The following is a 13435-nucleotide window of genomic DNA, read 5'->3' as shown; positions in this document are numbered from 1 at the left end:
GGTTGAGCTTGGAAGATAGGGTATCCTATGGCGCATGACGTTAAGAAGCCAAGCCATGACAGCAAGGTTTGGCGTCTAGATAGCGGGATAAAACCAAGAATTTTGGTTTTTGAGGTATTTTGTTTGAATTTGCGTGCTAGAAATTTTGAGATTTGGTTCGGATCGCAGTATTAATGATCGGCGCATGAATTTCGATATGTTCGATCATTTTTGCCGCGACATCTTTCTTGGAAGTTTTTTCAATTCCTTCTAGACCTGGAGATGAATTGACCTCAAGAATTTTGGGTCCGGTATCTGATCTAAGAAGATCTACACCAGCAACAGAAAGGCCCATAACTTTCGTTGCTTTGATGGCAACTTTTCGCTCTTCAGGCGTAAGTTTAACCACATGAGCTGATCCGCCTCTGTGAAGGTTGGAACGAAATTCTCCGTCAGCACCTTGTCTTTTTATCGCTCCAACAACTTTATTGCCTACAACAAAACATCTAATGTCAGCACCACCAGCTTCTTTGACAAATTCTTGAACCAAGAAGTTTGCTTCAAGACCACGAAATGCATCCACCAAGCTTTCAGCGGCCTTGTTCGTTTCAGCAAGAACAACGCCTTTGCCTTGTGTCGATTCAAGTAATTTCACGACTACTGCGCTATTTCCCGCCAATGAGATTAAATCTTTGGTGTCTTTTGGGCTGGAGGCAAAAGCTGTTGCTGGCATTCCCAAACGATGCCGCGCGAGGAGTTGGTGGGCGTATAATTTGTCTCGCGAAGCACCGATGGCTTGAGCCGAGTTTAGGCAATACGCACCCATCATTTCAAATTGGCGTAAAACAGCCATTCCATAAAATGTCATGCTTGCCCCAATGCGCGGGATGACTGCATCATATTGAGGTAGAGCTTTGCCGTCATAGTGCACTTCAGGCTGTGTTGCATTTATGGCCATATAACAGCGACGCGTGTCGACCATTTCTAACACATGCCCGCGCTCTTCTGCGACTTGTTTTAAACGTTGGCTCGAATAATTGTTTGGTTCACGTGTCAGCAATACAATACGGAGCGGACGTTTTGTGGCCTTGCGACGCGGAAAGCCTTTGTACAAATCATAGGATAAGACTGGCTGTAAGCAGCTTTCAGTTGGAAGAACCATCATTTCTTCGGTCACTGAGGTACGTCCAAATAGCATACGGTATGCCATTGTCTCTCTATTGGTGAGAGTAACCTGAATAGGCCATTTTTCTGAACCAAATTGGACTGTTGTGAAGATAACATACCGAAGTTCGGTTTCTCCATTTGAAGACGTGACTTCACGTCTGTCCACCACAGGAGCAGCACAAACAACTTCAAGGTCTGGATCATCTGGATTTGGTCGCAGCGTAAATCTGATTTGAGGTTTATCTATTGGGCCAAATGGTTCGAGCGCGGTGGCGTGTAAGGCTGAGGTTTTGGCCCCTGTGTCGACCTTCGCGCGGATTGCCGGAAGGCCCAGATCTGGCAGGCTTAGCCATTCTTCCCAACCAAGCTTCAAAGGAGTGTTGCTCATGTTGAGACCTCGTATTCAAATCAATCGAATTTTTAACCAAAAACTATCTGGTATTTAGGGAGTGTGTAGTGGAAGTGAATGTAGAATGCTACGCCTTTTTTAAAAGGCTTGAATGAACGATAGTTCTTGTGTTGTGCACAGGTATAGGAAAGCTTACATACTTCATTGTTTCTGTTGAAAAAGTTGAATTTATTTCTCGCTTCCTGTGATTTTTCCTGTGACGTATTGTATGGTGCTGAAAAAATATGAGGGGAGGTAAACTGATGGGGCGGCAAAAAAATACTCATGCTTTGCATGCGAGCCTGAAGAATGGTGGCGGTTTGTGGGGCGGATTGTTTCTTGCAATCGCCATACAGTTTATAGAACGCCCGGAAAACTTATCGCATAACGCTTGGGTTGTCGTTTCACTTGCTGCATTGATGGCGGTTTGGTGGGTCACTGAAGCCGTACCTATTGGCATAACATCACTATTGCCTCTGGTGATAATGCCAAGTTTTGGTGTGTTGTCTATTAAAGAGGTCGCGGTTCCTTATTCTAGTCCTGTTGTAATATTGTTGTTGGGTGGTTTTATTGCCGCAAAATCCATTGAGAAGTGGAATTTGCATACCCGTTTAGCGCTCAATATTGTTGTTCGAGTTGGGGCACATCCCAAAGCAATGGTAGCTGGTTTTATGCTGTCTTCGGCTTTGCTCTCAATGTGGATATCCAATACCGCAACCACGATAATGTTAGCTCCCATCGGTGTATCTGTTGCTTATGCGATAACTGGAAAAAAGCAGATAAATAACCCTCTCACTGTCGCAATATTATTGGCAATTGCCTATGGCGCTTCGATTGGTGGTTTGGGAACACCCATAGGAACCCCTACCAATCTGATCGTTCTTGGGTATTTGCATGAATATGCGGGCACTACGATTGATTTTGCACAATGGATGTCCATAGGGATTCCTGTGGTTTGTGTGATGTTACCAGCGGCATGGTTTGTGTTGACACATTGGGGCACGCATATTGAATCTGAAACAGGTGATGAAGGGCGATCATTTGTTCGAGAAAAACTAAAAAATCTGGGTCAAATATCACAGCCTGAATTGCGCACATTGATTGCTTTTTCTGTTATTGCGTGTGCTTGGATATTCCGGCGATCCTTAAATTCTTTTGAAATATTCGGCGTTACACCTTTTAGCCATGTCACCGATCATATTATTGCAGTCTTTGGTGCAATTTTGATGTTCGTTATTCCGGCAGGTAAAACACAACCGGAAAATACACGGCTTTTAGATTGGCAGACGGCAAAAGATATTCCATGGGATGTTGTATTGCTGTTTGGAGGAGGCCTGAGTTTAGCGCTTGGTATTACGCAATCTGGTTTGGCGGATTGGCTCGCTCACCAAATTGGCGGGCTGACATCTGCACCTAGTTTGTTCTTAATGATTGTGCTGATCACCGTTGTTATTTTTTCAACGGAAATTGTAAGCAATGTCGCGACAGCCACAGCCGTATTACCTATTTTGGGTGCTATGACTGAAGGTTCAGGTCTTGATCTTTATGTGCTGGCAATACCTGTCGCCATGGCGTCCAGTTGTGCGTTCATGCTGCCTATGGCAACAGGCCCTAATGCGATTGTATTTGGGACTGGACAAGTATCTATGCAGCGAATGGCTATGATTGGCTTCAAGCTTAATTTGTTGGGCATTTGTCTCATTACTTTGGTGTTATTCACGCTTATGCCAATTGTTTTCTCTTAGGTTGATTCAATGCATTAATCTGGCTCGCTTTGTTGACGCATTTGGTCTAAGAAAAGTTTGGAATCAGTCTGCGAGGCAATGGCATGACTCAGCAATCAACAAACAATCCTAATAGCAATGACGAACTGACTGGTGAAACTGCCGGAGTGGATGCAGAAACCGTCGATTTGTTTGTCGAACTTGTCGATGCTAATGCGCGTGATGGCTTGATTGTCGCTATGGGTGATTTGCACCCAGCTGATATGGCTGATGTGTTTGAGCAAATGCCGCGCCCAACTTTTCGTCAGGCTGTATCCTTGCTGCGCGATAAATTACCGGCAGATATGATCGCTGAGCTTTCAGAAGATCTACGTTCTGACGCTGTGGATCTGATGTCAGACCGGCATCTCGCAGATGTTTTGGAAAATCTGGACTCTGATGACGCTGCTTTGCTGGCGGCTGATTTGGGGGAAGATCGTCAAGAGCGGGTTTTTGAACAAATCAACGCGAGTGACCGAGCAGCAATTGAAACATCCTTGAATTTTGACGAAGAGACGGCTGGTCGTCTCATGCAGAGAGATTTTGTTGCTGCGCCTGAATTCTGGACCGTCGGACAAGCTATTGATCATATGCGGTCTGCTGATGATTTGCCCGAGCCATTTTTTGAGGTTTATCTCGTTGATCCAGGGTTTCGGTTTGTTGGTGCCGTGCCATTATCCAACCTTATTCGAGCCACGCGTGATACGCCTTTGGCAGAATTAGGTGTTGATATTTCTGCTGCTGTTAAACCCGAAATGGATCAGGAAGACGTTGCTTTCATATTCCAGCAATACAATCTAGCTTCTGCGCCTGTTGTTGATGAAGGTGGACGGCTGACAGGTATGATCACCATTGATGATATGGTTGATGTTATTCAGGATGAAAACAAGGAAGACCTTTTGGCGCTTTCTGGTGTGAATGATGGTGGTTCTTATCAGTCTGTCTGGGATGCGGTGAGATCTCGTGCGCCGTGGCTGGGTGTAAATTTGTTCACGGCCTTTCTTGCCTCTGGTGCAATTTCAGTTTTTGAAGAAACGCTTTCGCAAATTATCGCATTGGCTGTTTTAATGCCGGTTGTGGCAGCTCTTGGAGGGAATGCAGGATCTCAGGCCTTGGCTGTTACGGTTCGCGCAATTGCAGAACGGGATTTGCTCGGGCCGCGTGCAGGACGGGCCGTGCGCAGAGAGTTTCTAACTGCGCTTGTAAATGGCCTTGTTTTTTCCTTTGGTGTTGGCCTTATGGCATTGATCTGGTTTAAGGACCCCCAGCTAAGCGGCGTCATCAGTGTTGCTATGTTTTTCACATTCTTATGGGCAGGACTGGCAGGTGTGTTAGTGCCGCTAGGATTGCAAAAATTAGGTGCTGATCCAGCAGTTGCTTCGTCTGTGTTTGTGTTAACAAGTGTTGATATTGTCGGTTTTTGCGCGTTTCTAGGTTTGGCATCTGCTGTTCTGCTTTAAACTCGCCGCAAAAGAGGCACCCTTATTGCATATCTGTAGCTAGATTGCAGGTATAGTAATAAACTTCAGGCCAAACCAATATGACTTTCTCACTTCGTATTTCTCGTTCGGGGCTAGCACTTATCAAGAGCTTTGAAGGCTTTCGTGAACGTGCAACACGTCTTCCTGACGGACGTTGGGTCGTTGGGTATGGCCATGTAAAATCAGCTAGAGAAGGCGTTCGTGTGTCTCCTGAAGACGCTGAAGCATTGTTGATTTATGACTTGAAGCCGATTGAAGAAGCGTTGGAGGATCTTTTATTCTCACCGCTAAATCAAAACCAGCATGACGCTATTGTTTCATTTGCGTCCAATATTTCGCTTGGCCTATTTCGGGACAGTGAAGTGCTTCGTTTCTTGAATTCTGGTGAACATATTCGTGCCGCTCACGCTATGGAAGTTTGGCGCAAAGCGCGTTTGAATGGTCATGTTTGTGTGGTGGATGCTCTCGTGCGCCGCCGGGCAATTGAAAAAGCTCTATTTCTTGAACATCCAGACGGACGCGCAACAGCAGCGACGCCACTGGTTGCTCCTCAAAAAGATGTGAGTGTTTATGATGTTCAAAAAGAACCCGAAATTGAAACTCAAAGTGACGATATTGAGAATATGACGTCTGCTTTAGAGCAGCTTCTCGCAACAGGTTCACCCATTCCTGAGGCTTCCAATCCTTCAGTCGATTTAAAAGAAAACCTTGAGCCAGATTTCAAATTTAATGGCGAATCGGATTTTTCTGAGGGCGTAATACCTGCAAATAAAGTCACGAATACGGATCAGTTTGATACATCCAATTTAGATGATCAGGAAGTTGTGTTTATTGGAGAAACCGATGAAGAGGTTTTTCATGCAATTGGCGTAGAAGTCGATGACGCTTTACAACAAGCTGAACGTAAATTTGCTGAAGAGGCAAGCGTCGAACAAGATGCTGGCAATGAAGATGGCAATATAAATTCGCTCGAAGAAGAGAAGACTGAGCTGACTTCAATCGCGATGGCTGTAAACAAAGTTGAGCGTTTGATTGCGAATGATGATTTGGCGTTAGATGACACTTTTGAAGATGGCTCTAGCACTCAGGACATTGGCCGTAAGTCGGATTCCTTTGTTGCAAACAAAATGGAAGCTGCAAATGACATCGAGTTGTTGGAAACTGAAGAAAAAGTAGAAACACCAGAACAGGTGATTTCAAGTTTATTGGGTGAGCAGGGTGCAAGAGAGGAAGCGCATGCTGCTAAACTTTCTAGCAAGGCGACAACCCCGAAAGAGGCTGCTGATGCTGTAGCTGCTCGTCTTGCAAATATCTTTCAGCCTGAAATTCAAGCTTTGTCAGAAGAAATCAATGATAAGCCGGTTGAACTGGACAGAGATGCTGCAACTAACCAAGAACCAGAACAGAATGCTTGGAATTTATCAGAAACGCTGACGAGAGATAGCTCAGAACAAGAATTGCCACTTACGCGCTCGGTTGATGATGAAGTCAAGAAAACGACAGATAATGGGTATGGTTATGCGGATACTGCATTGCAGCCAGAAGTCGACATTAGAGATGAAATCGGGAACGAGACTTCACTGACGGACGAGCTATCATATGATGTTGGCAGTGTCGGCGAATACAGTGAAAATAAAGCCGGTAAACGTCTTTGGTTAAGCGCGCTTATCGCGTCTGTTGCCGTTATTATATTTGGCATATTCGATTTTTATAAAAAAGCGCAACCTGGCCAAATTGTAAAACAAAGTGATATTGCTTACGGTCCTTTGATGATCGCTATTGGCGGTGTCATATTCCTTATGGCTGCTTATTTTCTTGTGTCGCGTCGGGGCGCAGAGAAAGATGCCGAGTAATTAATGGCATTGTTCGCTTAAGTCGACGTAATCAATGTGCGTGCGATCGGGCCGTTTAATTGGGTAAGTGCCTTTTTGGTCGCGATATAGCCGCGTTCGACAATGTCATCATAAGCTTTCCAGTCGCGTAATTCCGTATCTTCGATATCAGGCGTGATAAGCACATCCGTATATTGTGAACCATCTTTTGGGTCCACACTGACTGTCGCTGCCCGCATTAAAAGAGCTGCGATTGGCGGAGCCGCTGAGAAGCCATGCTTCATTGTCCATCTAAAAAATCCGGGTGGATTGACAAAATCCTGAGGATTTAAACCTCGGTCTGCTTGGGCAACATCCACGCCAATAATTTTACCTCTGTGTAGTTCTCTCATAACATCTGAAGGGAAGTTATTTAGAACACCCCCATCAACTAAAACTTGTTCACCATCGACAATTGGAGGCAAAATTCCCGGTAGTGCAATTGATGCACGCAATGCCTGACGAAGCAAACCTTCGGTATGAATACGAACAGCGCCATGGGTTAAATTGGTGGAAACCGCATAGAAAGGGATTTCTAATGATTCAATATTGATATCCCCAAAGTGTTCTGCCAGCCTTCCATCAACACGGTGACCTTTTACGAGCCCAACGACTGGAAGTGTGTAGTCTGCTAAGGGGTTTGATTCGACAAAGGCTTTGCGGATACGCCTGTCAATTTCATCATCCGACCAGCCAGACGCGACACAAGCAGCTACCACAGCCCCCATCGAGGTGCCGCCTACAAGATCAATAGGACATTTTGCTTCTCTTAAAGCTCTCACTGCGCCAATGCTGGCATATGCACGTGCACCGCCACCAGACATAACAAGCCCCACAGATCGCCCAGCCATGACACGTGCCAGACGTTTACAATCGTCGTCATTGAGACCATCCCAATGGAATATGCGAGACGCTTTTGCAGCATCTCTCCATTTGGCAGGTTCAGCACCAATTCGTGAATTGCCATGATGAAGCAGAATAATATCAACCAATTTGAACTGACGTGTCGGGCTTTCATCATCAGGCATTAATGGGGACGATGGATGGGCGTCTGCTCTGGCAAGAATCCAAATTCTGTCTGCATAGCGAAGGCTCATACGGAACCAATTGCTGTCGCCGATGGCTGTTTTGAAAATAACGATGTCGTGGCGCGCTTCTAGATCATCAAAATATCTTGAGTCTTTGTCAGCATCGCTTTCATCGACGATTTTGACTTTGAAAGATAGGTTTTCCAGTTCTTTAGCGAGCGCCTTAGCTCTTAAATCAACGTCAATCGTGGGTGATGTCGCCATGAGAGCAAAGACGCGTGGTTCAGCGCGTCTTGGTTGTTTGCGGCGCGATTTTCTGAGGCGCAGTAATAATACGCGCGTGAGGCGTTCCAGCAGTCCCGGATTAGACTTGATGAGCTTCATAAATCCTTGGCGCGTGAGACGAACAAGCTCTGTGTCTCGAAGGGTGTACACATCGTTTTGATGGTTTTCACCGGCAACAAGCGCTATTTCACCAACAGGCTCGCCTGTACGAATATGACCAAGAAATTCGGACCGTCCATCACTCTTGGGGGTAAATGCTCCTAAAGAGCCTGAAATAACAAAATAGATAGCATCGGCGGGCGCACCGGCGGCGAATAATTGCTGACCGCCTGGAACGGAAAAATGAGCCATGTCATTTTCAAGGAGTTTCAGCGTTGATTTGGGCACATCCTGAAGAAAGGGGAGCCCGTCCAATATCGTTTGGCTGAGTTTGTTTTCTCGACTAGGTAACAGGCCCATATTTCACGCTCGTATCAATTTAAGACGGCTCTAACTTTTGAGAGTCTTGTTGTCGAATGAAGTTTACACGACAAACCCAAACAAATTGACACCAAGAATTTCAAATTATTCATCGGCTTTTTTATTAAAGCGAATTAACTGCGCCCAAATGGCACTGGTGGTAATGCTGTTGGCGGGTATAGGGTGCATAAAGATGCATATTCACGAAAGGGAGTCTTCCATGTCCACTTATGAGCATATTGAGCTTGATGTTTCGCGATTGGGCGTTGCGGTTATCCTGATCAACCGTCCTGAGCAGCACAATGCTTTTAATTCGTTGGTTGTCGAAGAGTTGAGTGATGCAATTGATCTTGTATCCAAGACAGTAGAAGTCCGCTTTGTTATTTTCAGGGGAGCGGGAGATGTTTTCTCTGTTGGCGGCGATAAAGAATGGACCAAAGCTGCAATCGACTACACCGAAAAAGAAAACGAAGAAGATGCGCTGGCCATGGCAAATATGCTTCGTAAATTATACGAAATGCCTCAATTGACCTTGGCTATGGTGCATGGTGATGCACGGGGCGGCGGTGTGGGCATTGTCGCTGCTTGTGATATTGCTATTGCCAGTAAAAATGTCGGTTTTAGTTTTCCTGACGTTGCGCGAGGTATTCTACCGGCAACAATTGCGCCTTTTGTCGTTGAAGCTATTGGGCCGCGCTGGGCCAAAGCGTTATTTCTAACTGGTGAAACTTTCGATGGTGATTTCGCGGAACAGATCGGCCTTGTTCAATATGCTGTTGAAGATGAGGCAGAGATGGAAAATCTCGCTGAATATATGGCATCACTCGCATTTAAAGCTGGTCCTTCAGCCCTTGCGAATACAAAAGCTCTCATCTCGCACGTATTAGAAGAACCTATAGATTCTTCATTGATGCATTCAGTTGCACGCTTGAGTGCAAAACAGCGAGCCTCTGCGGAAGGAATAGAAGGTCTGACTGCAGCTGTAGAAGATCGCTCTCCTAGCTGGGCTAAAAGTGAAGACGAATAATTTGCCCATGTGTTGTTATGAAAATCACCTTTTTTGGACGTAATTTCGTGCAAAGGCTGGTGTGGAGAAGAGCTTCTTCGGAAACCTTTCCTTAGGAGCTTTTTTCTATTCTGGGATCAAAATTTCCTGAACCGGTTTGCTGAGAAAGTCGTAAAATGGGGTTGGTGAGTGCATTTTTCTATTTAGCTGGAGCGCAAATCACTCCTATTGAAGCGTTAAATATCGCTTTGCTTGATGCAGAACCTGTTCCTTCTATGCGGGCTGCTTTTCGTGCATCCATATCTAGTTCTGGCGCAGTGCGAGAAATAGAATACGACCCGTTAAAACCATTGAGCCGTCGCTTTCGTATTAGCCGGCGTGTTGGGGTTGATGAAGAATTGGACGCAATTGTAGATGATTGGGCGCGGGAAGTTCAGCCTGATGTGCGTTTGTTTGCTGATGATTTGCGTTCTAGTTTAGGGCAGGGAAATATCGTTCAAACGGCGGATGGCTGGAATGTGCAATTTCAGCACAAGCTTTCAAATAATGACGGTCCGGTAGATGCGTTAGTCTCACAACAAATGGTCGGCGGTTTAAATCTGGATGCGAATACAGGGCTTTTGTCGCGCCTTGAATATTCGATCAATAAGCCATTCAAAACACCAGAAGGTGCGTGGGTGGATAGCTATAGGCAAGTCTATAGCTTTGGTCGATCTGAGCAATGGGGCGTCACTTTTGTCACTGGATATGATCTTTACGCGCGTGGTGGGCGTTTTGGTGTTAAGGGTGAGCGGACATTTTCTGTGAAGGTGACGGATGTTGCGTTTTCTCTCGCTAGCGATGCCAATCAGCAATTAGAGTCAAAACGTATCCCCACAAATTAATCATATGAGGGGCTGGCCTTTAAAAAGAGTCGCTCTATTTATATGTGATGGCGCTTCACATGATCAAACTCGCTGCCGGTGCTGAATCTATTGAGAGTTTCACCGAGTGGCAACAACACGTTATGCAACAACGCAGAGCGGCAGGCTTATCTGCCAATCCCGTGCATGAAACGCGGATGATGCCCAAGCGAGGTGCTGAGATTATCAATGGTGGCTCGATGTATTGGGTCATCAAGCATAAAATTTGTCTGCGCCAGCGTATTATCGAGATTGAACGCGTTGAAATCGAGGGGGCACCAAAATTCTGCCTCATCCATTTTGATCCAGAGCTTGTGCCTGTTCATGTGAAGGTGAAACGCCCGTTTCAGGGGTGGCGCTATTTGAAAGACTCTGATGTGCCACCAGATATTAGCCCATCCTCGCCGGCACCTGCAGATACGCCAATTCACCTTGAATTAGCGCTAAAAGAAGCGGGTGTTTGGTAGCGATTAATTGCGAGACAGAGGTAGATTGTCGATCAAACGCGTCTTGCCCATCCAGGCAGCTGTGAGGATGCGTGCATCAACACCTTTTTTCAGCGTATCTGTTCCGAGGTCTTCCAATGAGCTTGCATCTCTGACGGCGACATAGTCGATTGGGCCAAGGCCTGCTGCTGATATATCTTGAATAGCTTGATCTATTGTGGTTGAAATTAGGCTACCATTTTCAATGGCTTGTGCCGCTTTTCGCAGAGCTTGAGCAAATTTTCCAGCTTTTTCGCGGTCTTCAGGCGAGAGATATCTATTGCGAGAAGACATCGCCAAACCATCTGGTTCACGCATTGTTTTAGCACCAATGACTTTAATCTGCATACCCAGATCTAATGTCATGCGTTTGATGATTTGAAGCTGTTGATAGTCTTTTTCACCAAAGACTGCGATGTCTGGTGCAACATGGGTAAATAATCTGGAGACAATGTTTGTGACACCGCCAAAGAAATGCGGGCGGTGCTCGCCTTCAAGGATTTTAGACAGGTTTTCAACATATACCTGTGTGCAATTTCCTTCAGGGTAAAGATCTTTAGCAACAGGGCAGTAGACTGCATGACAGCCTGCTGAAGTGAGCTTTTCTAGATCTTCATCCATAGTGCGTGGATAGCTGTCAAAATCTTCGTGCGGCGCAAATTGAGTCGGGTTTACAAAAATAGAGACGATGACGCTGCTGCTATGGCGTTTGGCTTCTTCCACCAATGATATGTGTCCAGCGTGTAGAGCGCCCATGGTTGGAACAAATCCAATGGTGTTGCCAAGGCGTATTTGTTCAATTCGCCAGTCGCGTAATTCTGAAGGTGTCTTTAGGACAGTTATCGTGTTATTTTTGCTCATGAGGCGAAGCGTTAATTTCTTTTGCCAAAATTATCAAGAAGTGATCGTAAAATGCTGGTTTTCTGCTACCTTTCTCAATGATGTGTTAACCACGTTGAGCGAAATTGGTCTTATGAAAATAAATTTGCTCCATATTCTTCGTGTTTCGGTTTTCTCTGTAGGCGCTATCGCTTTATCAGCGTGCACCCGCATTTCCGGATCTGGTGAAACTTCATATGTAGATGATGGTCTTCGACAAGACCCTCCTGAAGGTGTTTTGATCCCCAAAGATCTACGCAGCTACCAACCGACTGATGAGTTGGCTATGGTCGATGAAATCGAATCCAAGGTTCAGGCTTTGAATGTTGAACTTAAGACGCTTCGCAGTGCGCTTGAGATCATGCAGCCTGTGGATGAAGCTGCGCTAAGCTATAGCGATGCAAATTACTCAGCTGCGCCGGAGCCTATTTCTGAAGCTGCTCAACATACACCTTCTGCTTCGACACCTATGATTGATGTGTCCGAAGCGGAAACTCAGTATGATGAAGCACCTGAAATGGAAAACGGGCAATCATTGTTTAGATATGCAGATCTTGGACTTTACCCAACACAGGGTGCGGCATCTGCTGATTGGAACCGCCTTGAAGGTGAGCTAGACCTAGAGGAACTTACGCCATTCTATGATGAAGTTGGCGGCGGTGTACGTTTATCCACAGGACCTTTTGCAAATGCAGAAGATCTTACCGAAGTATGTGTTGATCTAAGCCGTGTAGCTGGGGCATGTGAACCGTCCGACGACGGAAGAACGCTTCAATAGTATAATGCGGATTGTGGAGTAACAGGTATGGCAACAGAGTTGGCTGAACAAGCGGGCGCTGGCAAATCAGCCGGCAATCGTTTAGCACACGTCATTGTCATCGGTAATGAAAAGGGTGGCGCAGGTAAATCAACTGTGGCCATGCATCTTTCTGTGGCCCTTATGCGTATGGGGAAAAAGGTCGGATTTCTTGATCTTGATGTCCGTCAACGTTCCATCTCGCGCTATCTTGAAAACCGTATTCGCTGGAATCAAACATCGGGTGGAAATCTACCCGTGCCCGAGACTGTTCGTATTGATGCAAGTCAGGCACGTGACCTTGATGCAGCTGAGTTAGAAGAGGCTGAGCGATTTGAAGGCAGTATTAAGCGTTTGTCTCAGACATGTGACTTTATACTCGTAGATAGTCCGGGGGGGGATACATTTTTGTCCCGCATGGCGCATTCATCTGCTGATACCTTGATTACACCGCTAAATGATAGTTTTGTTGACTTTGATCTTTTGGGGGATATCGATCCTCAAACTCTAGAAGTCGTGCGCCCAAGTTTTTATGCCGAGCAAGTTTGGGATTGTCGCAAACGCAAAGCAAAAACAAGCCGTAAGCCGATTGATTGGGTGGTGATGCGTAATCGCATGTCACCTCTTGATGCGCGTAATAAGCAGCGCGTGGGTGAGGCTTTGGACAATTTGGCTCGCCGTATTGGATTTCGGATTGCACCGGGATTATCTGAGCGTGTGATCTATCGTGAGCTATTTCCAATGGGGTTAACTTTGCTTGATCTGACTGAGGCTGGATCAAATGTTGCCTTCACGATGAGCCATGTGGCGGCGCGTCAGGAAATTCGTGATCTACTTATCGTGCTGAAATTGCCCGGTATGGAAGGCGAAGAAATTTCTTTCTGACCCAGCAAAATATGTTTGATTGCATAAGCTGAGCATTTGCCTTTTGAGCAAATCGCCCTCT

At 45.9% G+C, this 13435-nt stretch carries 11 protein-coding genes; 8 read left to right on the top strand and 3 right to left on the bottom strand.

Annotation, left to right across the window (positions count from 1 at the left end; genetic code table 11):
* Positions 1 to 136 precede the first annotated feature (136 nt).
* Positions 137 to 1534: a 30S ribosomal protein S6--L-glutamate ligase gene (gene rimK / locus HBAL_RS10135; RefSeq protein WP_015827853.1), complete on the bottom strand. Its 1398-nt coding sequence runs from the start codon at positions 1532 to 1534 to the stop codon at positions 137 to 139.
* A 263-nt stretch (positions 1535 to 1797) separates the two neighbouring features.
* Here rimK and HBAL_RS10130 point away from each other — a divergent pair, with 263 nt between their 5' ends.
* From HBAL_RS10130 to HBAL_RS10120, 3 genes are all read left to right on the top strand, one after another.
* The gene (locus tag HBAL_RS10130; protein WP_015827852.1) at positions 1798 to 3279 is read left to right on the top strand and encodes an SLC13 family permease; all 1482 of its coding nucleotides are present in this window, start codon (positions 1798 to 1800) and stop codon (positions 3277 to 3279) included.
* An 83-nt stretch (positions 3280 to 3362) separates the two neighbouring features.
* The gene (gene mgtE / locus HBAL_RS10125; RefSeq protein WP_015827851.1) at positions 3363 to 4757 is read left to right on the top strand and encodes a magnesium transporter; all 1395 of its coding nucleotides are present in this window, start codon (positions 3363 to 3365) and stop codon (positions 4755 to 4757) included.
* Positions 4758 to 4837: 80 nt separating this feature from the next.
* Positions 4838 to 6631, top strand: a complete 1794-nt coding sequence (locus HBAL_RS10120) for a lysozyme (protein ID WP_015827850.1) — start codon at positions 4838 to 4840, stop codon at positions 6629 to 6631.
* 17 nt (positions 6632 to 6648) lie between these two features.
* On the opposite strand, the gene HBAL_RS10115 is transcribed toward HBAL_RS10120, so the two are convergent.
* Positions 6649 to 8421: a patatin-like phospholipase family protein gene (locus tag HBAL_RS10115; RefSeq protein ID WP_015827849.1), complete on the bottom strand. Its 1773-nt coding sequence runs from the start codon at positions 8419 to 8421 to the stop codon at positions 6649 to 6651.
* A gap of 220 nt (positions 8422 to 8641) precedes the next feature.
* Here HBAL_RS10115 and HBAL_RS10110 point away from each other — a divergent pair, with 220 nt between their 5' ends.
* From HBAL_RS10110 to HBAL_RS10100, 3 genes are all read left to right on the top strand, one after another.
* On the top strand, positions 8642 to 9448 hold the full coding sequence (locus HBAL_RS10110) for an enoyl-CoA hydratase-related protein (protein ID WP_015827848.1): 807 nt from the start codon (positions 8642 to 8644) through the stop codon (positions 9446 to 9448).
* A 155-nt stretch (positions 9449 to 9603) separates the two neighbouring features.
* Complete coding sequence (locus HBAL_RS10105) at positions 9604 to 10311, top strand: hypothetical protein (protein WP_015827847.1); 708 nt, start codon at positions 9604 to 9606, stop codon at positions 10309 to 10311.
* A gap of 59 nt (positions 10312 to 10370) precedes the next feature.
* Positions 10371 to 10796, top strand: a complete 426-nt coding sequence (locus tag HBAL_RS10100; protein ID WP_233356666.1) for a DUF1489 family protein — start codon at positions 10371 to 10373, stop codon at positions 10794 to 10796.
* Between the two features lie 3 nt (positions 10797 to 10799).
* Here HBAL_RS10100 and panC read toward each other — a convergent pair whose 3' ends face one another.
* Positions 10800 to 11675 carry a pantoate--beta-alanine ligase gene (gene panC / locus HBAL_RS10095; RefSeq protein WP_015827845.1) on the bottom strand — a complete coding sequence of 292 codons (876 nt, stop codon included), beginning with the start codon at positions 11673 to 11675 and terminating at the stop codon, positions 10800 to 10802.
* Between the two features lie 112 nt (positions 11676 to 11787).
* On the opposite strand from panC, the gene HBAL_RS10090 reads away from it, so the two are divergent.
* The gene (locus HBAL_RS10090) at positions 11788 to 12471 is read left to right on the top strand and encodes a hypothetical protein (RefSeq protein WP_149037404.1); all 684 of its coding nucleotides are present in this window, start codon (positions 11788 to 11790) and stop codon (positions 12469 to 12471) included.
* Positions 12472 to 12498: 27 nt separating this feature from the next.
* On the top strand, positions 12499 to 13374 hold the full coding sequence (locus HBAL_RS10085; RefSeq protein WP_015827843.1) for a division plane positioning ATPase MipZ: 876 nt from the start codon (positions 12499 to 12501) through the stop codon (positions 13372 to 13374).
* The last annotated feature ends 61 nt before the right edge of the window (positions 13375 to 13435 follow it).

It is taken from the genome of Hirschia baltica ATCC 49814, from assembly GCF_000023785.1.
In the GTDB taxonomy this organism is placed as follows: Bacteria; Pseudomonadota; Alphaproteobacteria; order Caulobacterales; family Hyphomonadaceae; genus Hirschia; species Hirschia baltica.
This window is presented reverse-complemented; position numbering and strand designations above follow the sequence as displayed.